The following is a 25,010-nucleotide window of genomic DNA, read 5'->3' on the forward strand; positions in this document are numbered from 1 at the left end:
CGTACTATGCAACTCCTCGACGGTAAGTATCTCTCATCTCAGATCAAACAGGAAATCGCGGCAGAAGTCGCACAGATTCGCGAGCAGGGCGGCAAAATCCCACACCTTGTCGCTATTCTCGTCGGTGATAATGGAGCGTCAGAAACCTATGTAGCCTCCAAAATGAAAAACTGCGAAGAAGTCGGGATGCACTCGACGTTAATTCGCTTCGATCCCTCAGTTTCCGAAGAAGAACTACTCGACAAAGTGCGGGAAGTGAATGAAAATCCTGATATGGATGGTCTGATTGTCCAGTTGCCTGTCCCCGCCCATATCAACCCAGACCGCGTTATGGAAACCATTAACCCGGCTAAAGACGTAGACGGTTTCCATCCGATCAATATTGGCCGTATGGCCAAAGGCTTACCTGCCTACATCTCTGCCACCCCACAGGGCGTACTGGAAATGCTAAAGCGGTATAATATTGAAACGTCGGGAAAACACTGTGTGGTTGTTGGACGCAGTCAGATTGTAGGCTTGCCGATGTCAATTCTGATGCAGCGGAACACATACCCTGGCAACTGTACGGTTACGCTGACCCACAGCCGTACTCAAAATCTGGCAGAAATCTGCCGCTCGGCCGATATTCTGGTAGCTGCTCTTGGCAAGCCTGAGTTTGTTAAAGCAGATATGGTTAAAGAAGGTGCCGTTGTTATCGACGTGGGTCTGGAACGGGTACCCGACGCCAGCAAGAAAAGCGGCTTCTCGCTGAAAGGAGACGTTAAATTCGACGAAGTAGCCCCAAAAACGAGCTATATTACTCCCGTTCCGGGTGGTGTTGGCTTGATGACGATCTGCTCACTCATGCAAAATACATTAAAGGCAGCACGGCGAGAAATATATTAGCCGCTCAGGGTAAGGCATTGTCTGGATACGTTCTTACTTTTTACTGCTGCCTGTGCAATGCCTTCCTGACTGCTCCTTAACAAACTTTAACATCTGGTACAAACCGGGCTGGCACGCTTTTTTCCGTATTTTTGTCAGCTTCTTATAAAAAAGCAGTTCGTTAATCTCTATTTATATGCAGTCATTCAAACGCCTGAACACCCTCACGGGCTGGCTTGCTTTCGCGGTTGCGCTGTTTACCTACGCGAGTACCGTTGAGCGAACAGCCAGTTTCTGGGACTGTGGCGAATTCATTGCTTGTTCATTCAAGCTCCAGGTTCCACACCCTCCTGGTGCTCCTTTCTTTTTGTTGCTGGGACGAATCTTTTCCATGTTATCGCTTGGCAATCTGACCAACGTCGCTTACTGGATTAACATGGCCTCCGTACTGGCCAGTGCCTTCACCATCCTGTTCCTGTTTTGGACAATTACGATGCTGGCCCAAAAGCTTCTGGCAAAACCGGAGAGCGAGTACACGACTGCTGATACAATATTGATTCTTGGCACGAGTGCCGTTGGCGCACTGGCCTATACCTTCTCAGATACGTTCTGGTTCTCAGCCGTTGAAGCCGAAGTATATGGAATGTCGTCGTTTTTTACGGCTATCGTTGTGTGGGCGGCTTTCAAATGGGAGCTTATTGAGGACGAAGCAGCCGCCAACCGCTGGCTTATCCTAATTGCTTACCTGACAGGCTTATCCATTGGCGTCCACTTATTGAACCTGGTAACGCTACCAGCGCTGGCTTTAATTTATTATTTCAAGAAATACCCGAAACCAACGTTCTGGGGCGGTGCTACGGCATTTGCAATTGGTATGGTCATCCTGGGTGTCATCAACTCAGGTATTATTCCGGGTTTGCCCAGTATGGCGTTTGCCGTTGAACGACTTTTCGTTAATACGTTCGGATTGCCCTTCAACTCGGGCATGATCTTCTTCGTAATCGTATTCCTGGGCGCAGTAACCTATGGTATTATCTGGTCGGGACAGCAGAAACGTACTGTCCTCAATACGTCGTTACTGGCTTTAGCGTTTGTACTGATCGGGTATGCATCGTATATGCAGGTACTGGTTCGGGCTGATTTCAACCCACCCATCAATGAGAACAATCCAAGCGATGCGCTGAATTTCCTGTCTTACCTGAAGCGTGAACAGTACGGTAGCCGCTCGCTGCTGTATGGTCCTGTCTTTACCTCTCGTCCTATCGATCAGAAACAGGGGGCTCCTGTCTGGAAAAAAGAAGGTAACAAATACGTCATTTTCGATCACCAGCCCGAATACGTGTATTCTCCGGGCGACGAAATGCTGTTCCCCCGCGTTTACAGCAGCCAGCAGAACCACCCTCAGCTGTACCGTCAGATGCTGGGCCTGGCCGAAGGCCAAAAGCCAACCATGGGCGACAACCTCAAATTTATGTTCCAATATCAGCTAGGACACATGTGGTGGCGCTATTTGATGTGGAACTTTGCCGGTCGTGAGAGTGACGAAGAAGGCGCCGGTTATTTGCTTCCCTGGTCGACGGATCAAAATGCGCCTGACCTGCTAAAAGAAAACAAAGCGCGCGATAACTTCTACATGCTACCATTCATGCTGGGCCTGTTTGGTATTATGTTTCAGTACTTCCGCCGTCGTCGCGATTTGCTGATTGTTGGGCTTCTTTTCGTTTTCACGGGTATTGCCCTGCAGGTATTCCTGAACTCTCCGCCATCGGAACCCCGCGAACGGGATTATATCTACGTTGGATCGTTCTATTTCTTTGCGATCTGGCTTGGTTTGGGTGTCATGTCTATTGCCGAAGGACTACGTAACATGGTAAAATCCGACATCGCCCGCAATGGGCTGGTGGCCGGTTTGTGCTTACTGGTTCCCGTTATGATGGGTGCTAAAAGCTGGGATAACCACAACCGCGACAATCGCTATCAATCCGTCGATTTTGCCAAAAACCTGCTGAATTCCTGCGCACCTAACGCCGTCTTGTTTACAGGTGGCGATAACGATACGTTCCCACTCTGGTACGTTCAGGAAGTGGAAGGATTCCGTCGCGATGTGCGCGTTTGTAACCTGAGTCTGCTCGGTACGGAGTGGTACATTGAGCAGATGAAACGTAAGACCTACGAGTCAGACGCGCTGCCTATTTCGCTGGAATTCAACAATTTCAACAAAGGCAAAAACGATATTGTACCGTTCTATGAGGTGCCGGGGGTTAAAAACGGTATCGATCTGAAGCAGTACATTAACCTGATCAAAACCAACAATCCAGCTATTCAGGTGCCGTTGACCAGTGGCGACATGACGAACGTACTGCCTTCGTCGATCCTGTTCCTGCCCGTCGACAAAGCAGCCGTTAATCAGGCTAACTTCGTGCCCGACATGCTGAAACCATTGGTTAAAGACACGCTTCAGTGGACGATCGGCAAAAAAGATCTGTATAAACCCGATCTGATTATGCTCGACATTATTGCTACCAACAACTGGAAACGGCCTATCTACTTCTCCAGTACGTTAGCCAGCGATAACTATCTGAGTCTGAAGAACTACATGCAGTTGGAAGGCTACGCCTACCGCCTGATGCCCGTAGCAGTTCCTGGCGCTACCGATGGTTATGTGAACTCAGACATCATGTATAACAACATGCTGAAAAAGACATTCTGGCGTGAGTTCGACAACCCAAATGTCTATTACGACGAAACCTACAAAGGTCCGCCAGTCATATCAGCCCGTATTGCCTTCTTCCGGCTGGCCGATCAGCTCATTCGGGAGGGCAAGAAAGACAAAGCGAAGGAAGTACTTAACTTTTCACTGAAAGTAATTCCAGACAAGAGTATTCCGTACGACCAGATCTCGTCTAACTACGTGCGCTTCCTGTTCACAGTTGGCGACAATAAGAAAGCACTTGAGATTGCCGACACAATGGCGAATCGTGCCGATCAGAATTTAACGTTCGATAAAACGGGGAATCGATTCGGCAGTCCAGATGCTGACCTGTACATCCTTCAGACTATAACTGAAGCCTGTAAAGATGCTGGTCAGACAGCTGCGGCCAACAAATACGAAGCGATATTCCAGAAGCATATCAATTCGTTCGGTTGATCAATAACACATATCAAAACGAAAAGCCCGGATCGCTGGATTTGGGCTTTTCATTTTAGAGCCTTTAGTGAAGAGGATGGTCAATTTTTTCCTCTTCGAGATCCATACGGGCTTCTTCTTTTCGGATTACCTCGTCGTCAAACTCCTCTCTGTTACGTAGCTTTTGTAACTCTTTCCGTTTAGCACCAATAATACGGCTAATCACTCGGTTGTATTCCTTGATTTTTACGCCATCACATTCCAGCGATTTTAAATGGTATGCAGTTGAATCGATGTCATTTTCCAGGTGCGATCTGAAATTGCCAACCAGTTCATTCGACCGTACTACGTCTGCATACTTGTCGTCCAACTCAGTCAACGCTATGTTTAGTAGAGTCAACCGAATTTTAGCCTCCTGCTCTTCTTCTGGCGCTCGATGATCCGGGTCGGCATAGTTTACTTTTCGAATAATAAACGGTAAGCTTAACCCCTGCAATACAAGCGTACTTAAGATAACAACAAACGTAATAAACAGGATCAGGTTTCGGTGAGGAAATGGTTGGCCGTTAGTCAATACCAAGGGAATCGAAAGCGCCGACGCCAACGACACAACACCCCGCATGCCAGCCCAGCCGATAATGATTGGCCCGCGCCAACCCGGATAGCGATCAGCAACGGAGATAAACCCTCCTATAAACATGGTGAAACCGACCGAAAACAAGGTAACACCCAGTCGGATACCAATAACCAATGCCGTAATCAATAAGGCATAACCAATAGCTTCTACTTTCGAGTAACTTTCCAGCCCATTCATGATGACTGGCAATTCAAGGCCGATTAGAATAAAGACCAGTCCATTCAAAGCAAAAACAACCGTAGCCCACATTCCTGAGCCCTGAATACGAGCACTATGATTAAGAATCTGATGGCTATGATTAGACAGAAATAAGCCCCCGCTTACTACGGCCATAACCCCCGACGCTTCAAACTCTTCGGCCGTGAGGTACATGATGTAGGGTGCCATAAATGTCAACAGAATACTAATCCGGGTGGTGGTTGGCAACCATCGATGAATCACATAAAAAATCCCCGCAACGGCTAAACCGATGCCTATGCCAAAGCCAGTCACCTTTAGAAAATCAGTTATAGCGGTCTGCCATACAAATGTTTGGGTACTTGACAATAGAGCAGCCAACGCAAATCGAAACACCACCAGGCTGGATGCATCGTTAACCAGACTTTCCCCTTCAAGAATACTACTTATCCGTTTGGGAACTTTGACACTCTTCAAGATCGAGGCCGCAGCAACCGCGTCGGGCGGAGAAATAACACCGCCTAATAAAAAACCTAACGCCAGTGTAAAACCAGGAATGACAGCCTGTGATACGTAGGCCACAGCCATTGACGTAAAAAAAACCAAACCAAATGCCAATACGATAATGATACGTCGCCACCGCCAGAATTCTTTCCACGACGTATACCAGGCGGCTTCATATAATAAAGGAGGCAGGAAAATCAGGAAGATCAAATCGGGATCGACACTGATTCGCGGAATGCCCGGTATTAGGCTTAGACCTAATCCGCTGATAACCAAAAAAATTGGTGCAGAAATGCGTAGCCGTTGCCCTAGCATAACAAATAGGGAAACAGCTAGTAGTAAAGACAGACAAAGTAGTAATGCCTGATGCATAGAGATCGAATGATGGAGGATATAAAAACTGAACTGACTGCAAATTACGGACAGGGCCGTCTACTTGAGTTATGGTTTATTTACTCAAGTTAAGCTGTTTTACGTTAACTAGTAATCTACAGGGCCGTGTGCTTACTTTATTGTATAAGTATAAACAGGCAAAAAAGTAATATAAAACTATCCCAAAATAGCTACTTACTGTTACGTAGCAACCCTCTGATTTTACCGTGTTTTATTACTTTTAGTGAACTTCCCCGATTTAATCCTTTCTTAATTTACCATTTCATTTACTCAAGTAATATTGCTCAATTAACTCATTGGCATTTCGACCTACACATGAAGGTATGGAAACTATATTTCCAGAAGTTTAGAGCACGAACCAGTTCCCTGTTAACCTGGAATTTACAGCGCTTGGGCCACATCGCAACCATCACGGGGCAGCAGTATAACGATGCTTATTACGTCTGGAAGCGTTTTTACAATTTACCTGAATCCTATACAATTACGTATAGTGTATTGACCATCGCACAAAAACACAATTTACCGGTTGAAAAGGCATTAGCCTGTTACCTGAACCACCTTGGAAGCCCACTATAGCTACTTCCATTCTAGTCAATAAAAAGCCAGCCTATAAACATAAGCTGGCTTTTTTGTAAACCCACCGTATCCCTCCAGCACAGAGAGTACTTCTTTTCATTCGCACATACGTATCGAATGCCATTCCGGTTGCGTGGGCCAGTCATAGATTTAGTAAACGGTGTTTATGAAAAGAATCGTTATTATACGGTAGGCACGGTTACTTTTTTCAGGATACTTGCGTTAGCCTTATACCATGCAAACTGAACCGAATACCCGTCATAGTCGGGTTCTTCCCGAACTGCGTTTTTCGTTAAGCCTGCTTTACGTTGGTCGGCTTCTAGTTGGTATGAAATCCAGCGAAGCTGATGAAGAACTGTTCGATGAACGTATTGAAGCAATAACCGATGAACTGGTATCGACTGAACTGCTTCATGAAGCGGCCATTCTGGCGGGTGATGTTTTACCAGAAATACCAGCCAGCTCGCCTACTGATCGTACAGATTAATCGGCGATCTGCTTTCTTTGTGTATACATCTCTCCATTTCTCATGCCCGAAGCTCCATTTGCCGTTCTTTTCGACATGGACGGCGTGTTGGTCGACAACACTGCTTTTCATATTAACGCCTGGTTGCATTTTGCCCAGGAAAAAGGATTTCCATTAACCCGCGATCAATACATTGAGCACATAAACGGGCGCGTTTCAGCCGATGCGATGGCGTATGTTCTTCAGCGAACTATTGATCCGGGCGAATTGATTGTGCTTACGGAAGAGAAGGAAGCGATGTATCGTGAGCTCTACCGCCCGCATTTACAACCTGCTCCTGGCCTGATTACGTTGCTGGAAGCGCTTAAAAGTCAGCATATTCGTTTGGCAGTTGGCACGTCGGCGCCGATGAGCAACGTTCATTTCACGATCGATGGCCTGAATCTTCGCGCTTATTTCGACACGATTGTCGATGCCAGTATGGTAAAACACGGCAAGCCCGATCCTGAAATTTATCTAAAAGCGGCTGAGCGTGTAGGCGTTTCGCCCGATCACTGCATCGTCTTTGAAGACGCAATGGCCGGTATCCAGGCTGGATTACGGGCCGGAATGACTGTTGTGGCCGTAGCTACTACACTCACGCATGAAGAGCTGGCGGACTCAGGTGCCGCACTTATTGTGGATGATTTTACCGGTCTAACGGTGGAGACCCTTCGGAATTTGGTGTATAAAACCAACCACTGACGCATCCGTTTTCGTAACTTTGCCCGATCATAACGTTTTGTTTTACCAACGTTCACGCCTTTGAACACCTCATCAGATAGTCCAATCATACCCGCCCGCGAGGGCTTTTTCTTTCCTGCCGAATGGCATCCCCACGTAGCAACCTGGTTAAGCTGGCCCCATACCGAAGCGTCGTGGACAAAAGAGCGTCAGGAGTTAATGTTTCCGGCCTATATCGATTTCATAAAAGCCATTACCGAGAGTGAACAGGTCTGTATCAATGCTCATAATGAGATTGTTATTCAGGCCGCTAAACTACGTTTACTGGCGGCTGACGTTGATATGAGTCGCGTTACGTTGCTGCCGCACCCAACCAATGATTCCTGGTGTCGGGATCACGGACCAGCCTTTCTGATCAATCCGCAGACCAAACAACGGATGATCGTCAACTGGGGTTATAATGCGTGGGGCGGCAAATACCCTCCCTATGATCGGGACGATTTAATCCCGGTTGAAATTGCGCATTATCGTGGCCTGGACTACGTAACGCCGGGTATTATTATGGAAGGCGGTTCCGTAGAATTCAACGGGGCCGGAACAGTGCTGACCAGCCGCGCCTGCCTGCTTAATCAAAATCGGAATAGCCAGTTGACGCAGGAAAAGATCGAGCAGTATTTGTGCGATTACTACGGAGTTCAGCAGGTTTTGTGGGTTGAAGAAGGAATTGTGGGCGACGACACGGATGGCCATATCGACGATACGGTACGTTTCGTCAATGCAGATACGGTAATTGCCGCCTACGAGCCAAACAAGAACGATGACAACTATCCATCCCTGCAGGAAATCCATCACGAGCTGAAGCAGATGCGGCTGCTCAATGGCAAGCAATTAACGATTGTCGAGTTGCCCATGCCAGATCCTGTGGTCAGCGATGGTCTACGGTTGCCTGCTTCCTACGCCAATTTCCTGATCACCAACCAATCTGTTATTGTGCCAACCTTCCGTTGTGATAAGGACCAAACCGCGCTGGACCTGATTGGCGACTGTTTCCCCGACCGCAAGGTGGTAGGCATCGATTCAACCGATATTGTTTGGGGCTTGGGAAGTTTTCACTGTTTGAGTCAGCAGGAACCCACAGTTTAGGAGCTTAGGTTATGCGCGTCGATACACTTCCAATCGCTTTACAACGGTTCCTGCAGAACACGAGCTGGCAGGCCGATACGTTAGGAATGTCGTCGGCGCAAACGTACCGGGTGAGTGGCCAGGAAAATTTTTATGTAAAAATCGATTCGGTGACTAACGTAGGTGGTTTACAAAAAGAAGCGCAGGCTTTAACCTGGCTTCGTACGTATCTGCCCGCCCCCGAAGTTGTCTTTTACGAACGTATCGACGGAATAGATTATATGCTCATCCGGGAAATACCGGGTTTACCAGCCTCTGCCGACTACTGGGCCTCGAATCCCCGTCAATTGGTGGAAACGCTGGCCGAAAGTATGCTGGCTTTGCACAGTCTGGACATAGCGACCTGCCCGTTCGATCAGCGAACATCTACCAAACTTCAGGAAGTAGCTCAATACGTGCAGCTGGGCCTGGTTGATACCGATGACTTTGAGCCGGAACATAGCGGGCAAACACCCGAGCATATGCTGGAACGACTCTACGCAGAACAGCCCGAACAGGACGATCTGGTGGTAACGCACGGCGATTTTTGTCTGCCCAATCTACTACTGACAAACTGGCGACTCAGCGGATTTATTGATGTAGGATCGTTAGGGGTGGGTGATCGGTATCAGGATCTGGCACTCTGCGCACGTAGTTTATCGCAAAACCTCGGCACCGATCAATATCATTCGTTGTTTTTGACGCTTATGGATTGCCATTTCCGGACGAACGTAAGCTACACTATTTTCGTCTGCTGGACGAGTTAAAGTGACCGGTACCATGTACAATAACAAATTATTCCGATCCGTCAATAATACGCCCAATGGCGAAGTGAGTGGCGATACGTTATTTCAGTATCATCAGGAAGGGAAAGTCGTCTGGGCGGAGTATAGCGGAGGAGCCATTGTAAAAGGCTTTTTACTAGCTGCTCTCCTGGAAGACAACAGCCTGGATATGCGTTACGAGCATATCAATCAGCAAGGCGATTTGATGACTGGGCGCTGCCACTCCGTACCCGAGCATCTGAGCGATGGCCGGCTTCGTTTGCATGAACAGTGGCAGTGGACCAGTGGCGACCTTTCGTCCGGAGAATCTATTGTCGAAGAAATTCCTGCCTGATTCAGTCTCAATTATGTCGATTCGTTTCTGTCATAGTCTACTCACTATCGCGTTGCCGCTCCTGACGTTAGCCAGTTGTGCGAAGCATACTACCCTGGTTGCCGAGATGACTCCACGCGCTCTGAAAGCGGTTAATCTGGAAGAAACCATCAGCCGACGTGATGAAGTAATGATGGCCTACTCGATGATAAGCTACGATGCCAAAAACAAACCCGTTTCGGTAGTAAACGGGGGCTGGGGTGTTGCGTCGATGCAAAAAGATCAATTGATCGCCCTGCAAAAAGCCGGTTCAACGAAGGCTTTACCTATTCATTTAGAGCTGCCACGCAATGGACGGCTGGTGGCATCCATCGTTCTGATCGAGGTCGACGACTATAATCGGGCAAAACAGGCGTTGGAACGCATCCGCCGAATTCACAACATTGTTTCTGGTCCGGCTTCCCTTTTATTGACAGCTACTGAAGTCTTAACGCCACTTAAATACGTAACAGCCGGATTAGTCGCTTCGGGAATTGGCCTGCAGTTGCTGGATCATTTCGACACGGATGATTTGCTGGGCCAAAGTAGCATCGAGGTAAACGAAGCCTATCTGCGCAAAAAAAAACAACGATTCGTTCACGTACCAGCCGTTTTTTCGGGCCGTAATCTTCGCGATAACTTCGAATACAAACTTGACTACGACGTAACACTTAAAACCATGAAAATTCAGCCTGTTCGCCAATAAGCGACGTAACGCTACGTTGCTTACATGAGCCGAATGTTTTTTCCATCATATTGGTTTTTATACTATTGATACCATTGAGCCCCTCTACAGACTCTTGATTTTTTTCTCCCATAAACCAATTTTTTATTCCGACGCTATGCGCCAACTAACAGGCGGTATCTTGCTGGCACTTGCCGTAACGGCCTGCAAAACAACCGCACCCGTGGTTCAGCAAACTCCGGCACAACCCGTTCTTCTGACGCTGGGAAACAAAGCTTATACCACCGATGACTTTTTTCAATCGTTCACGAAAAATCAGCTCTCCTCCGATTCGGCCCAACGTACGGATGTGAAGGAGTATTTTGACCTGTATACCAATTTAAAGCTTAAAGTTCTGGCTGCGGAATCACAAGGCCGGGATACTACGGAAGCCTTCCGGGAGGAGATGAGTACCTACCGAAAGCAATTGGCTCAAAGCTACCTGACAGACAAAGTGCTGGTTGAATCGATGGCCGCCGAAGCGTATCAGCGGATGCAGGAAGAAATAAACGCATCGCATATTCTGGTAGCTGTTGGCGAAGATGCCGCTCCCGCCGATACACTGGCGGCCTATCAGAAAGTTGCTGCCATTCGAAAACAGGCACTAGCCGGTACGGACTTTGCAACGCTTGCCCGCGACAATTCGGATGATAACCAAACCGCCAACAATGGTGGCAGTTTGGGATACTTTACTGCCTTTTCGCTGATCTATCCATTAGAAACGGCAGCCTATACTACGTCTGTCGGTCAGATTTCTCAGCCGATCCGGACCCGTTTTGGGTATCATCTGCTTAAAATTAACGACCGGCGGCCGGGCCGGGGCAAAATTCAGGTTGCGCACATCCTGGTACGTGTCAGCCCAAGCGCCGATAAAACGGGGCAAAAGGCCGCTCAGGATAAAATTGACGCAGCCTATGACCGACTGCAAAAAGGCGAATCGTTTGAAACAGTATGTCGGGAAGTGTCAGACGATGTTACGTCTCGCAGTAACGGCGGACTCTTACCTGTTTTTGGAGTAGATCGTCAGGTCCCCGCTTTTGAGCAGGCTGCTTATGCTTTAGCTAAACCCGGCGATATATCGAAGCCCGTTCAAACAAATTACGGCTGGCATATTATTAAACTCATTGACCGCAAAGGCATTGAACCCTATGCGGATCTGTCCGCTTCGCTACGTCAGCGCGTCACGACCGACACTCGGGCCGACGTATTACGTCAATCGACCATCCAGCGACTGAAAAAGGAGTATGCCATTCAGGAAGACAAAACGGTAGTAAACGGTGCCCTTGCTAAAGCTGACAGCAATTTACTACAGGGGAAATGGCGATTTGTTGAGCCACTCGATCCGGCCCTTCAAAACAAAACAATCTTCACATTAGCCGGAAAACCGGTCAGCGTAAACCAGTTTTTTACTTACGTCCGACAAAAGCAACAACCCCTGCGGAATCCCGCTTTACCGGCGCCCGAAACAGCACCCGCCAGTAAAGGTTCGCCCGCCGTGGCAATGCGCCGGTTACTGGATCGTTTCGAAGGCGATCAATTAATCGCAACTGAGGAGGCTAACCTGGAAAAGAAATCACCGGAATTCCGCTCGCTGTTAGCAGAAATCCGGGACGGAATTCTTTTATCGCAGGTCATGGACGAGAATGTCTGGGATCGGTCTATGACTGACTCAACCGGCCAACGGCAATTTTATGAGCAGAATCGGGACAAATATCGGTTCCCGGAACGAGCGGTGGCAACCATCATTGTTGCCCAAAACGACGACTTACTTAAGCAAGCCCGTGATATGGTTTCGGGTCGGCCACCTTATCAGCTTCGCCGGTCGGCGGCCGATCTGCTGTACGAATCCAATCAAACAGCGTTGACTCCTAAACTCCGGGAAGGCCTATTCGATATAGTAGCCACGATGGTAAGGAATCCATCCTACGTAGTAGAAGTGTCGGGTTCTCACGATGCAACCGAACAGGATTCGGTTTCTGCTGGCCGGATACGTACGGTGGTTAATTATCTACTCAAGAATGGCATTCCGCTGAATCGCATTGCCGAAAAAGACTTCCAGGGCGTACCGCCCCGCCGAACGACAGACGCCCCCAAAGATCCTTCGGTCCAACGGCGAGTCTCGTTTCAGTACTTCTCGACTGCCAAAGCCGACGTAGCTAAAGTGCTGAACAGCAAAGTTCAGCAACCGGCCAGCGAACCTCTGGTTACCATTACCGAGGGTATTTTCGCCGAAGGAGAAAATCCGTACCTGGATGGGATCAACAGCTGGAAAGAAGGCACAACCAACTTCAACCGGTCAGGCAAGTCGGTATCCGTTACGATAACCCGCATTGAAGCTCCCCGGGCAAAAACATTTACGGAGGCTAGAGGAGCGGTGATTAATGAATATCAGACAATGCTGGAGAAGCAATGGTTGGCACAACTTCGGCAGAAATATCCCGTTAAAGTCAACGAAGACGAAATTCGGAAATTATCAAAATAAGTTGGGCACAGCCTACTGTATGCTACGTTTCAGGCGTTTACTTTTTGATACCTCTGAAACGTAGCATACAGTGTCTTAATTTTCCTTAAAACACAGATCGTTTGGCATTCTCTGTGTATCTTTAACACCATGAAAAAAGCAATCAATTATGCTTTCGTTGTCCTGATTAGCTGGTTTTTAACCTCGCCTGTTTTTGGGCAGGGCCAGGGAGTCAGTGTGAATAAGATCATTGCGAAAGTTGATAATTACTACGTTCTCCGGTCGGATCTGGAAGAAGCGTATCAATCGTACGTTAGTCAGAATCAGACACCACCCCAAAAATGTCAGCTGCTGGAAAGCTTAGTCATCAATAAAATGATGTTGGCCAAAGCAGAAATCGACTCCGTTGTTGTCGAAGAAAAACTTGTTGATAGTGAACTGGACCAGCGCATGCAATACATGGCCCAGCAATTCGGCTCGGAAAAGAATATTGTTGAAGCCTATGGCAAGAGTCTGGAAATGCTGAAGAGCGAACTACGGACGCAGGTAAAAGACCAGAAGATTGTCCAGAAGATGCAGCAGAAAATTACGACCGATGTGAAGATAACCCCTCGCGAGGTTCGTAAATTTTACGATGGTATTCCGAAAGACAGTTTGCCTTATATGCCCGCCGATGTTGAGATCGGACAGATCGTTCGGTTTGCCAAGCCCACTAAAGAACAAAAAGATGCGCTGCGTCAGCGACTGTTAGACATCAAAAAGCGGGTACAGGACGGCGAAGACTTTGCCAAACTGGCGAAGGAGTTTTCAGAAGACGTAGGTTCGGCTCAAAACGGGGGCGACCTGGGTTATGCTAAACGCGGCATGATGGTGGCACCATTTGAAGGAGCGGCTTTAAAATTGAAGCCGAATGAAATGTCAGACGTAGTAGAGTCTGAATTTGGGCTTCACCTGATTCAATTGATCGAAACGCGGGGAGCCGAATATCATGCTCGTCACATTCTGCTACGTCCCGACTACAACCGTCTTGATCTGAGCGGCCCTACCCATTCGCTGGACAGTATCCGGACGTTGATCGTAGCGGATTCAATTAAATTTGAGAAAGCAGCTCACGATTTTTCGGAAGACAAATCTACCGCCGATGCTGGAGGTTTACTACGTGACCCTCAATCGGGAAGCAGCAAAATGGCTATGGACGGTACGATGGAATATGCGATGTTTACCATGCTCGACACGATGAAGGTAGGCTCAATTTCAAAACCTCTTCCCTATCGTACTGAAGATGGCAAAAGTGCGGTACGAATTTTGTACTTCAAAAGTAAAGTTCCTCCCCATACGGCTGATTTCAAGCTAGACTTTGAGAAGCTTCAGACCATTGTACTGTCGAACAAAAAGAACCGCGCCATCGACGATTGGTTCCGAAAGTCAGTATCTGATGTTTACATTACAGTCGATCCTGAATTTCACAGTTGCCGCATTTTTGGTACTACCCAAAATAGTGCGGCCTCACTGGGCAGTAATTAATATTGACTGATTGAGAGATCGACTAATTGCCCACGAATCGTTCGCGCCCGCTAGCCGATCCCTCAATCAGCTTGTCCTTTAATCATAACCCTTTTTGCCTGTGCCTTACTCATCGGATGTTGCGGCTGCAGAAGCCCTCAGTGCCTCTTACCAGAAACTAAAAAGCGAAATCTCGAAGGTTGTTATTGGTCAGGATGAAACCGTCCGGCTTTTATTGACCGCTATCTTCTGTCAGGGGCACTGCCTCCTGGTAGGGGTGCCTGGTCTAGCCAAAACGTTGTTGATTCAGACAATTGCAGGAGCCCTTCACCTCGATTTCAATCGAATTCAGTTTACACCTGACCTGATGCCTTCTGATATTTTAGGCTCCGAAACTCTGGATCAGGAACGTAATTTCAAATTCATCAAAGGGCCTGTTTTCGCCAACATCATCCTGGCTGATGAGATCAACCGGACTCCGCCTAAAACGCAGTCGGCTCTGCTCGAAGCCATGCAGGAGTATGCGGTTACCATTGCCGGACAAAAGTACGACCTGGGCCGTCCATTCTTTGTACTGGCTACCCAAAACCCAATTGAACAGGAAGGTACATACCCTTTGCCTGAAGCGCAGCTGGACCGGTTTATGTTCAACATCTATCTGGATTACCCGTCGTATCAGTCAGAGCTGGATATTGTAAAGAATACGACTTCCGACATTCGGTATCAGGTACAGCGGGTCATTAGCGGTGACGAAATTCGTGAGTTCCAGCACCTGGTTCGCCGGGTACCTGTTGTCGACAACGTAGTCGAATACGCGGTTAAACTTGTTCATAAAACTCGTCCAAATACCGAACTGGCTTCCGCTGATGCCAATCAGTATCTGGAGTGGGGCGCAGGTCCCCGGGCATCACAGGCGCTTATTCTGGCTTCGAAATGTAATGCCTTGTTAAACGGCAAATACTCCCCGGATATTGAAGATGTTCGGGCGGTAGCGTTACCGATTCTCCGGCACCGCGTTGTTCGTAACTTCAAGGCTGAAGCCGAAGGTATATCGGTCGAACAGTTAATTAAGCGAATGCTTTAACCATTCTGTTTACCAGACATAGACAGACGAAGGCCCAGCTTTTAAAGCTGGGCCTTCGTCATATAGATTACTTATTCATCATCGTGGTTTTCCGTGTTTGTCTTGCCGAGATAATCGTCAACATGGCCGGTCGACTTATCGTCTACTCCTGAGGCATCGACACCATCCGTTTCTTCACCAATCAGAAAAGCTTCACTGGGATCTTCTACTCTATCGGTATCTTGCTTTGATTCGAACTCGTCCTTATTTTCCATAACGTAGCGTTTTTATTTGTTATAATAACTCAAAAAAACGCCCTTGGTTAATGGTCTCAACGGTTGAGTTTCCATACGGCCTTTTCATCGACCCGAATCCGAACTCGCTGCCCAATCTGTAAGTCATTACGCGTCGACAACGCCCGCAGGCAAACGTAGCGAGACAGTTCAACTTCAAGTTCATAATGGCTCCCTTTGAAAAAAAGAGCGCGTAGTTGTCCCTCAACCCCACTGTCGTCAAGATGAACGTGTTCGGGACGCAAACAAATCAATGTTTCTGGATGGTCAGAAGCCGGCAGCCCCAGCACAGGCAAATGTTTTGCCTTGACAATCGTAACCAGACCCGTCATTCGAGCCGCATAGGACGTAGCCGGCTGCCGGTAAATATCGGTAGGCGTACCAAACTGAATCAAACGTCCGTCACGGAGGATACCCAGCTGATTGGCGATCGAAAGTGCGTCCGACGAATCGTGCGTAACAAATAGGCAGGCGGTGCTTTCACTACGTACCAAATCAAAAAGTAAATCTCTTACGATCAAGCGGTTGGGCAGATCAAGATGACTAAAAGGCTCATCCAGCAGCAAAATGGCGGGTTTGTCGGCAATGGCGCGTGCAATAGCCGTGCGCTGCTTTTCTCCCCCCGACACCTGACGAGGCAACCGATCCTGAACGTCGGTCAGCCGACATAAGGTCAATAGTTCATTGACCCGAAAATCGCGGTAGTTTTTTTCAAAGAAACGTAGCGCATACGTAATGTTTTCCCGAACCGATACGTTCGGCATCAGCTGATATTCCTGATGAACTAGCCGGATAGCATCATGACCAGGAACCAGCACTTCGGATGGGCCAGGAATGCGTTCTCCCTGTATCCGAACATCGCCCGAATCCGCATCGGTCAGCCCGGCCAGCATACTGAGCAACGTACTTTTTCCGGAACCACTAGCGCCAACAAGCGCAACAATCTCGCCCGGTTTGAGTTCAATAGACACCGAACGAACAGCCGCAATGCCGCCGTATGTTTTTGTAAGATGGGTAGCCTGTAGCAAAAAGAATCGATAATTATTTCTTCGCGATCGAATAGAAGAAGAGTACTAACAAAATGAATCCAATAATAAGCAGCGCAATTTTCCAGGCCGATTTAGGCCGTTCGCCTGCAATTCGTCCGGTCTGACCATTTACCAGAAACCGATACGCCTTGCCATTATACACGTAAGCGCATATCCAGAGTGGCAGCAGAATATGCTTGAATGTCTGATTCGATAATTGTGTGTTTACGTTCAGATTTCGCTGCACATTTCCCCCCAACTGCGACGAGCAGGCGTATTCTTCCCGACGACGAATATCCGTATCGGCCTGACGGGCGCTTTCCGGCAGATCAATACTATACACCTCCGCATCCCAACCCAACAGAAATCGCGGGTCATAATCCACCACATCCATCAGATTGTAACTACTGGCTTCGGCAACGGAATCAGCCTGATTAGCCAGTTGCTTCGAGGCCATAATCAGTATGTCGTCGTAAAACTGCGAGTGCGATCCGTTACGTGGCTCCCAACGAACGCGCTGCTCCTGCTGACGCATCATACCGCCCTTACCGTCAGGAACCTGGACCGCTACGGTATAATAAAACCCAGCTTCGCCGTACCACTCCGAATACGCCTGGGCATCAAATGTCCAGAAGGGCACATATACACCGTGAAAATTATCGGGTCGAGCGCCTGCTTTCAGATCGGACGGAGCCAGCCAATCGTCACCAACCCAGCCCTTGAACCGTTCAATCGCCTGCTCTTTGGACACTTTAAAAGGCAATACGCCCGCAGGTTCAATGAGTCGTGTTTTTCGCGCATCAGGGTTTACACTCTTCGTTCCACAGAAAGCACACGTAATGGTTGGCTCGTCGGTGTTTATGGTCGTTTGCGCCCCACAGTTTGGGCAACTAAATACGAGCTTTTCTTCAGTTGGTGCATTGGGCAACTGATGATTATCAACCTGATAACTGGTTAACGAACGTTCCTCAAGGTTTTGTCGGGTCAACGGAATCGCCTGTGTATTCCCACAATGCGAGCAACTTAACTGCTGTTTTTCAGCCGAGAATCGCATTTGCGAACCACAGGTTGGGCAAGGAACCCGAAATAAATCGCTTGGTGGCATTAACTGTAAAAACGTGTAAAGTGAAAGCTTCTTCAGCAGCGCTGACTAGATTTTGGCAAGCAGTTCAGCCTTTTTAGCGGCAAATTCTTCTTCTGTCAGAATACCTGCAGCTTTAAGATCAGCCAGTTGTTTCAACAATTCCATCGTCTTTGCTTTATCGTCGGCAGATGGCTGGGCCGTATTCTGTGCACTAGCACCACCCATAAAATTGCCTAGTCCTCCCATCAAAACAGCCGTACCGCCAGCACCACCTTCTTCGGCGGCTTTCTCCAGCGATATTCCAGCCTGAAACTGCTGAAAACGAGCCATATCGCTCACCATATTCATCTGGGTTGTCTTGTCCAGAAAGGCTTCCACCTCGGGTGGCATGCTGGTATTCTCGATATAAAACCGCGTCAGTTCCAGACCATAGGCCGTAAAATCGTCCTGAAGAATGGGTCGCATTTTTTCGCCCAGCTCCTGGTAATTGCGGGCCATATCAAGAACCGATACGTTTGCCTCGGCTACTGTATCCGAAAACTTGCTGACAATAGCCGTACGTAGCTGTCCCTCCAGTTCGCCAATACGTACTACGGGCGTTGTTCCACCAAATTCATGGATAAACTTTCCGCCGTCGGTTACGCGTAACGAGAAAACACCAAACGCCCGCACCCGTACCTGTTTAAATTCGGGGTCACGAATGATAATCGGGTTTTGGGTACCCCATTTGAGGTTCGTAAACTGCTTCGTCGAGACAAAATAAATATCGACTTTGAAGGGCGACTCAAACCCGTACTTCCACGAACGTAACGTAGTCATAATAGGCATGTTCTGGGTCGTCAGCTCATAGCGACCCGGAGGATACACATCCGCTATTTTCCCTTCGTTCATGAACACGGCCACCTGCGACTCGCGGACGGTCAGTTGAGCACCATATTTAATATTATTCCCGTTATCGGGGAATTTATAGATCACGGTATCGGTCGAGTTATCAACCCAATCGATTACTTCGATGAATTCGTTACGTATGAAGTCAAAAAGGCCCATCGTTCTGGTGTTAACAGGTTATAGAACTTGATAAAGATTGGCTGATACGTCAGTAACTGGTTTACGACGTACCAGCCAAATTCTTAATAAAAGGCTAGAAAATAAAATTCGTACTTAAGAAAGTGGATTTATGCTCGCCCACAATTTCATTAAGAATGTCTTTGTTGGCATCAGTATCCTTGGTAGCCACCGCCGACCGAATGGAAAAGGAACGTAACGCATCCTCAACTGACAGCGTCCCTTCTGCCGAATCTTTCCGACCGGTAAATGGGAACGTATCGGGGCCACGCTGACACTGGGCGTTAATATTCACTCGGCTAACCAGATTTACCAACGGATCAATCAGTTTGGCAATGGCATTGGTATCGGTGCCGAAGATACTGGCCTGCATGCCATGATCATCGGTAATGAGGTAATGAATAAATTCTTCCTCATCGTCAAAAGCAACCACCGGAATGATTGGCCCAAACTGTTCTTCGCGGTAGAGCTTCATGCCTTCTTTTACCGGATATACGACCGCTGGTTTAAACAAGGACTCAGCCACCTCTCCACCGCCCTCGTTTATGATAGCGGCCCCATTTGCCTGCGCGTCCTGAATACATTCGGCCAGATAATCGGGCTTTGTTGGTTCTGGCAATGGGGTAATCTGAGTGCCCGGCTCCCAGGGCATTCCGGGTTTCAGTTTGCTCACTGCCGGGCCAAACCGACGTAAAAACTCATCTGCAACCGAACGGTGTACCCAGATTATCTTAATGGCCGTGCACCGTTGTCCATTAAAAGACAGTGTTCCCAACAGGCACTCGCTAACCGCTACGTCCAGATCAGCATCGGGCAATATGACAGCGGCATTTTTTGCATCGAGACTCATAATCGACCGTAGTCGATTTAATTTGGGATGTTGACGCTGAAGCTGGTCAGCCACCCGACTAGAGCCAATCAGGGTTAATACGTTCACTTTACCTGACTGCATCACGGGCGGAATCACATCCGCTCCTCGCCCATACATCGAATTGACCACACCTTTGGGGAAACTACTCCGGAACGCTTCCAGCAGCGGATAATGAAGCAAGGAGCCATGTTTGGGCGTTTTGAACAGGATTGTGTTTCCCATCAGAATACTCGGAATCAGCGTCGTGTAGGTTTCATTTAATGGGTAGTTAAATGGTCCCATTGCCAGTACGACACCGAGTGGTGATCGCCGAATCTGTCCGATGATTCCTTCTTCAATTCGAAACCGGGACGAGTTCCGGTCCATGGTTTTCAACGTATCGATTGTATCGTAAATGTATTTGATGGTGCGATCAAACTCTTTGGTCGCATCGGCCAGGTTTTTTCCGATTTCCCACATAATCAGGTTCACGACGAGCTTTTTCTGCTCCAGCATCTTACCCACAAATGTTTCCATACAGCTGATACGTCCGGCCACCGACATGGTTGGCCATTCGCCCCGACCGTTATCATAAGCGGCCACGGCGGCTTCTAAGGCTTCAAGAGCTTGTTTCGGACCAGTAACCGGAAAACTACCAACCAGTTTCCGTTGCAGATTACCTTCAGCATCGGGCAAACAAATAGGAGAATAAACCTCAGACACAGGGCCGTTCCAGGTCCGCATTTCGCCGTTGAGCAAATATTCGCGCTGATGGATCGGCTCAATACGATAGTCGGCCGGAATGCCTGATTCGTCGGGCGGAAAAAGACCGGCAAGTTGTTGGTTGATCATGGTTAACACAGGTTGATACGGAAACAGCGGTAAACGTCGCTATTCGCGGAACGAAATCCAACCCATCCAAAAACAAAATTACCCGTTCAACTACCTGATCCGTGCTCTTTTTGAGCAAGGGGCAGCATAACGGGCAAATAAGAAGAATTAGTACGTACTACAACAGATTGATCCGATTCATCAACTCTGGCTTATTGGCGCGACTAATTGGAATTACCTTGTTGTTAATGACCAACGTATTCTCTTCAATATCGACGATCTTGTCCAAATGAACAATGTAGGAACGATGGACACGCATGAACTGAGAGTCGAGCTTTTCGGCCAGATCTTTCATCGTTGTATAAACAACGTACGTATGCGTTGAGGTATGGATTTTTACGTAATCGCCAATATTTTCCACGTAGGCAATGGCTTCAAAAGGCAATCGGATATAGCGGCCATCAGCTTTGACATAAATTTCTTTACGCCCGCTGGAAGCCACCGGTTTGTTACGATTACTGAGTTCAAGAACTTTCTCCACAGCCAGATTGAAGCGGGGCAGGGCGATAGGCTTCTTGATATAATCAGTTACCTGGTATTGAAAGGCGTCAAACGCGTATTCCGTTTTGCTGGTCGTCAACACCACAAACGGAATGATCGGCAGCTTTTCCAGCAACCCAAACCCCGACATCTCGGGTAATTCTACATCAAGCCAGATGAGATCGACGGACTGTTCAGACAAAAAACTCAGTGCATCCACCGCATTTTCGAACTCCCCCAGTAAGTCTAGCGAACCATGATTTTCGCAAAGTCGCTGTAGCGATTTGCGAGCCATTGGTTCATCCTCAACAATTATACAGCTCAAGTTCATAATTTACATCTGAGAAAATTTCTGAATCTCCTCCTTCAGTATAGGCAACATATTACTCGTTTCGGTAGCAATATCATTACAATAAATCTCCAATAAGCTGCTTTCGGTTCCTTCTTTTACCATTTTATCGAGTTGCTGCATCTTTTCTTCGAGCAAAGGCAGCCCAACCATCGAAAACGTTGGTTTTAATTTATGAGCTAAACGAGCCAGCTCAGTCCAGTCTTTGCGTTGGCATACAGCCGGTAACGATAACACTTCCGGTACAATCTCCGTCACGAATGTATCGATCATGTCCGCTATGTAGGCGGGGTTATTACCGTATAATTCGATCAGGTGTTTTTCGTCGACCACATTTTCATTGTCTGCCATTGGTGTAGGGGCATAGCGTTGAAGCATAGCCATGAGCTGGCTAGGTTCGAATGGTTTAGTTAAAAAGTCGTTCATTCCGGCTTCCAGCGCAATGTTTTTATGATCTAACATGGCCGAGGCCGTCAGGGCAATAATGGGAATATGCTGATTCGGATTTTGGGTACTACGGATAGCAACCGTTGCTTCGTAGCCATTCATGATCGGCATTTGTATATCCATCAGAATGATATCAAACCGTTCATTCTTCGCAACCTCAACCGCTTTTTTCCCATCCAGCGCTAACGTAAACGGAATTTTCCACTTCGTCAACAGACTGGTTATGTATTTCTGGTTCATCAGGTTGTCCTCAACAATCAGCACATGGCAAACCTTTAACTCGTTTCCGACGGGCAACGAATTATCCGTTTTAGTAACCAGCTCACTAGTAGAGTCGGCTTTAGCAAACGGCAGCATAAAGGTAAATGTGCTCCCCTCCCCCGCCCGGCTTTTCACTGAAATGGTTCCTCCCTGAATTTCGACCAGTTCTTTGGTAATAGCTAAACCCAGGCCCGTTCCTTTATGTTTGTGTCCAAATGAATTAACCTGCTTAAATTTCTGAAATACGAGATCGAGCTTTTCTTCGGGAATACCAATTCCGGTATCGGCTACAGTAAATTCGATCCAGTGCACCGAGTCTTCTTCTTTCCTGATCCGGGCTTTGATTTCGATGTACCCTTCTTCGGTAAATTTTTCGGCATTACTGACCAGATTCATCAAAATCTGATTCAGCATCACTTCGTCACCGACAAACGTACCCGTTATACGGGCATCGAGCATAACATCAATCGTGATCGGTCGATTTTGAAGTTTCATCTCAAAAACCTTCTGCGTCGACCGTAACAAGCCAGCTAAATCAAAGGGCCTCGCCTGTATTTCAATACGTCCTGCTTCAATTTTGGTCATGTCCAGCAAATCTGAAATTAAACTATGCAGAAAGTCGGCCGATGTTTTCAGTATTTCGATGTACTCGCGCTGCTGACGGCTGGGTTGTGTGTCGAACAAGAGGTGCGACATACCAATAATAGCGTTGAGCGGTGTTCGAATTTCATGGCTCATATTCGCCAGAAATTGCTTTTCCGCATGCCGGGCATCATCAGCAATCTGCTTGGCTCTTGCCAGCTCGCCTTCCAGTTGCTTTCGCTCGGTCAGGTCGTAATGAATACCTATCGAACCAATAATAGTGCCCGATTGATCGGCAATCGGAACGCCACTAACGAGAACCCAGATTCGACTACCATCTTTTTTGATTAGTTGTAACTCGTACGAACCAGCGTTCCCCTGCTGACGCTCTACCTGCTGCTGATCGAGCACAGGCTTGAAATCAGCAGGAAGCAGTAGCTCTTTAGCATTAGCCCCTGTTAACTCCTCTTCCGAATAGCCAACCATGCGACAGAATCGATCATAGGCCCGTAGGATGGTCTGATCATTATCGACCTCCAGCAATCCAAGCTCCATGTTATTCATGATACCTCTATATTTCTCTTCGCTGATCCGGATTTGTTCGCGAGCGATGTACTTTTCTGTTACGTCCGTATATTTCCAGAGTTGGCCCATGTGTCGGCCATCCAGACAGATCGGGATATAGTCGAGCTCCAGAATGTGTCCGTTCGTCATCCTGACCACTTCACCAACAACAGCCACCTGATCATTGATCATCTGAAGGGCTTTCTGAACAAACTCTTCCGAATGCTCTATACGACTTTTGAACTCGGCAAAAGCCTCCGAATAATCCTGCTTGATCAGTTGCTGCGTACTACGACTAAGCCCGAACATATCGCAGAACAGCTGATTGACCAGAATAATACGCTGGTTCTCATCCTGAACCAGAATACCTGATTGTAGGCTGGTAATTAGCGATGATAACCGAATCTGAGTGGTCTGAAGCTCAACTTCAGCTTTCCTGCGGTCCGATACGTCGCGGGCTACAGCTACCAGTTCAGCGACATGCCCATCCACTTCAATCAGCCGAACCGTTTGCCCTATCCAGACAATCCGGCCGTTTTCTGCCAAAACCGGAAACTCATTGTAGGTACTATCTTTCCTACCATCAATCATTGTCTGGTAGAATTCGATCAGCATCTTTCGATAGCCCGGCGCAACAATATCGGTAAAATGCTTTCCTACAAACTCTTTTTCAGAATAGCCTAATAGCTTTTCGACCGATAAGCTGACGAATGTGAAGAAACCATCCGGCGAGATTTTATAGATAATATCCTGAACCGATTCGATCAGTTGCCGATAGCGTTGTTCACTCTCCCGCAACTCAGCCAGTTTGTCACGCACTTGCTGTTCGAGATGTTCATTCAGGTGCTGGAGTTGTTCATTGGCGTGGTAAAGCTCCAGCGCTTTTTTTTCTAAAATTACCTCAGCCTGAGCCCTTGCCGACTTCTCGCGTTCCAGACGTCGCCTAAGGATATCAATATCATCGGTGTGGGTCATTCTTTCACAATATCAAAGAGTACCTGGCTACCATCATCGACAAGATTAGTCTGGGTAACAGTAGCTTTTTCGCCAAAATGTGCCAGACACCCATCAATAAGGCCATGCGCAAAATCGGCTAGCTTCCGCTCAGACTGATAATACATCCGAAGGTGATTTTCCTCCGGTTGTTCAACGACAAAATGAGGCAGCTCGGCATCTGGATATATTTTTCGTACTTCTACGTGGATATAATGCTGAATAGAACTTAGCAAGCTAAAAGCCGAGTCGGATTGTTTCAGAAGAGAGCCATAGGCTTTGGTGAACGTAACGAATAAGTACTGACCATAGGCACGTAGCAGAGCAGGCACAGGAATTTGGGTCTGCTGGCTAAGCTTATCTACTAATGTGATCATTTCGTGGTGATCATACGTACCGATGGCTGTATATACACCACCGGAGGGCAGGTTACTTTCCAGAAGTAATTGATCTACCAGTGTATAGCCAAACTTACTCTCTACCATTTCGAGAAACTCCGTAAACACTATTCCTTTCATATGAAATATGACGTTTACATATTGTAATTATATCAATATGTATAGTAACAAATATAAGAGTTTATTTCAGAACGGTTTGTAGCCGAGCA

General features: G+C 47.7%; 21 protein-coding genes. 12 read left to right on the plus strand and 9 right to left on the minus strand.

The features are described 5' to 3' along the window. The first annotated feature begins 6 nt into the window (after positions 1 to 6). Together GK108_RS24850 and GK108_RS24855 are read left to right on the plus strand one after the other, a co-directional pair. Positions 7 to 885, plus strand: coding sequence for a bifunctional 5,10-methylenetetrahydrofolate dehydrogenase/5,10-methenyltetrahydrofolate cyclohydrolase (locus GK108_RS24850; protein ID WP_163954278.1), 879 nt, complete (start codon positions 7 to 9; stop codon positions 883 to 885). Between the two features lie 175 nt (positions 886 to 1,060). Further along, positions 1,061 to 4,012 (plus strand): glycosyltransferase family 117 protein, encoded by a 2,952-nt coding sequence (locus tag GK108_RS24855; protein WP_163954279.1) that lies wholly within the window; start codon positions 1,061 to 1,063, stop codon positions 4,010 to 4,012. A 64-nt stretch (positions 4,013 to 4,076) separates the two neighbouring features. Here GK108_RS24855 and GK108_RS24860 read toward each other — a convergent pair whose 3' ends face one another. Next, entirely contained in the window at positions 4,077 to 5,681 is a 1,605-nt protein-coding gene (locus tag GK108_RS24860) for a Na+/H+ antiporter (RefSeq protein WP_163954280.1), read from the minus strand. Between the two features lie 336 nt (positions 5,682 to 6,017). Between GK108_RS24860 and GK108_RS24865 the strand changes: the two genes are divergently transcribed. The 10 genes from GK108_RS24865 to GK108_RS24910 all read left to right on the plus strand — a co-directional run bounded on the left by GK108_RS24865 (position 6,018) and on the right by GK108_RS24910 (position 15,537). After that, a complete protein-coding gene (locus tag GK108_RS24865) occupies positions 6,018 to 6,278 on the plus strand; it encodes a hypothetical protein (protein ID WP_163954281.1) in 261 nt (86 codons plus the stop codon). 235 nt (positions 6,279 to 6,513) lie between these two features. Then, positions 6,514 to 6,765 carry a hypothetical protein gene (locus GK108_RS24870; protein WP_163954282.1) on the plus strand — a complete coding sequence of 84 codons (252 nt, stop codon included), beginning with the start codon at positions 6,514 to 6,516 and terminating at the stop codon, positions 6,763 to 6,765. 42 nt (positions 6,766 to 6,807) lie between these two features. Next, positions 6,808 to 7,488, plus strand: coding sequence for an HAD family hydrolase (locus GK108_RS24875; RefSeq protein ID WP_163954283.1), 681 nt, complete (start codon positions 6,808 to 6,810; stop codon positions 7,486 to 7,488). A gap of 60 nt (positions 7,489 to 7,548) precedes the next feature. Beyond that, a complete protein-coding gene (locus GK108_RS24880) occupies positions 7,549 to 8,610 on the plus strand; it encodes an agmatine deiminase family protein (RefSeq protein ID WP_163954284.1) in 1,062 nt (353 codons plus the stop codon). A gap of 11 nt (positions 8,611 to 8,621) precedes the next feature. After that, positions 8,622 to 9,395 carry an APH(3') family aminoglycoside O-phosphotransferase gene (locus tag GK108_RS24885; RefSeq protein WP_163954285.1) on the plus strand — a complete coding sequence of 258 codons (774 nt, stop codon included), beginning with the start codon at positions 8,622 to 8,624 and terminating at the stop codon, positions 9,393 to 9,395. 13 nt (positions 9,396 to 9,408) lie between these two features. Further along, on the plus strand, positions 9,409 to 9,747 hold the full coding sequence (locus GK108_RS24890) for a n-acetylglutamate synthase (protein WP_163954286.1): 339 nt from the start codon (positions 9,409 to 9,411) through the stop codon (positions 9,745 to 9,747). Between the two features lie 13 nt (positions 9,748 to 9,760). Further along, positions 9,761 to 10,471, plus strand: a complete 711-nt coding sequence (locus GK108_RS24895) for a hypothetical protein (protein ID WP_163954287.1) — start codon at positions 9,761 to 9,763, stop codon at positions 10,469 to 10,471. 136 nt (positions 10,472 to 10,607) lie between these two features. Then, on the plus strand, positions 10,608 to 12,971 hold the full coding sequence (locus GK108_RS24900) for a peptidylprolyl isomerase (RefSeq protein WP_163954288.1): 2,364 nt from the start codon (positions 10,608 to 10,610) through the stop codon (positions 12,969 to 12,971). Positions 12,972 to 13,100: 129 nt separating this feature from the next. After that, positions 13,101 to 14,474: a peptidylprolyl isomerase gene (locus GK108_RS24905; protein WP_163954289.1), complete on the plus strand. Its 1,374-nt coding sequence runs from the start codon at positions 13,101 to 13,103 to the stop codon at positions 14,472 to 14,474. Between the two features lie 100 nt (positions 14,475 to 14,574). After that, positions 14,575 to 15,537, plus strand: a complete 963-nt coding sequence (locus GK108_RS24910; protein ID WP_163954290.1) for an AAA family ATPase — start codon at positions 14,575 to 14,577, stop codon at positions 15,535 to 15,537. A 71-nt stretch (positions 15,538 to 15,608) separates the two neighbouring features. Here the strand turns inward: GK108_RS24910 and GK108_RS24915 are convergent, their stop codons facing one another. The 8 genes from GK108_RS24915 to GK108_RS24950 form a co-directional block, all read right to left on the minus strand. After that, positions 15,609 to 15,791, minus strand: a complete 183-nt coding sequence (locus GK108_RS24915; RefSeq protein ID WP_163954291.1) for a hypothetical protein — start codon at positions 15,789 to 15,791, stop codon at positions 15,609 to 15,611. Positions 15,792 to 15,847: 56 nt separating this feature from the next. Continuing rightward, entirely contained in the window at positions 15,848 to 16,837 is a 990-nt protein-coding gene (locus tag GK108_RS24920; protein ID WP_163954292.1) for an ABC transporter ATP-binding protein, read from the minus strand. Positions 16,838 to 16,850: 13 nt separating this feature from the next. Next, positions 16,851 to 17,891, minus strand: a complete 1,041-nt coding sequence (locus GK108_RS24925) for a primosomal protein N' (replication factor Y) - superfamily II helicase (protein WP_163954293.1) — start codon at positions 17,889 to 17,891, stop codon at positions 16,851 to 16,853. Positions 17,892 to 17,987: 96 nt separating this feature from the next. Continuing rightward, the gene (locus GK108_RS24930; RefSeq protein ID WP_163954294.1) at positions 17,988 to 18,968 is read right to left on the minus strand and encodes an SPFH domain-containing protein; all 981 of its coding nucleotides are present in this window, start codon (positions 18,966 to 18,968) and stop codon (positions 17,988 to 17,990) included. Positions 18,969 to 19,062: 94 nt separating this feature from the next. Beyond that, the gene (locus GK108_RS24935; protein WP_163954295.1) at positions 19,063 to 20,688 is read right to left on the minus strand and encodes an NADP-dependent glyceraldehyde-3-phosphate dehydrogenase; all 1,626 of its coding nucleotides are present in this window, start codon (positions 20,686 to 20,688) and stop codon (positions 19,063 to 19,065) included. A 157-nt stretch (positions 20,689 to 20,845) separates the two neighbouring features. Then, the gene (locus GK108_RS24940) at positions 20,846 to 21,538 is read right to left on the minus strand and encodes a LytR/AlgR family response regulator transcription factor (RefSeq protein ID WP_163954296.1); all 693 of its coding nucleotides are present in this window, start codon (positions 21,536 to 21,538) and stop codon (positions 20,846 to 20,848) included. 3 nt (positions 21,539 to 21,541) lie between these two features. After that, positions 21,542 to 24,385, minus strand: a complete 2,844-nt coding sequence (locus GK108_RS24945) for a PAS domain S-box protein (protein ID WP_163954297.1) — start codon at positions 24,383 to 24,385, stop codon at positions 21,542 to 21,544. After that, positions 24,382 to 24,921, minus strand: coding sequence for a heme NO-binding domain-containing protein (locus GK108_RS24950; protein WP_163954298.1), 540 nt, complete (start codon positions 24,919 to 24,921; stop codon positions 24,382 to 24,384). Before GK108_RS24950 ends, GK108_RS24945 begins: the two co-directional genes overlap by 4 nt. Positions 24,922 to 25,010 lie beyond the last annotated feature (89 nt).

Source organism: Spirosoma terrae, assembly GCF_010435915.1.
In the GTDB taxonomy this organism is placed as follows: Bacteria; Bacteroidota; Bacteroidia; order Cytophagales; family Spirosomataceae; genus Spirosoma; species Spirosoma terrae.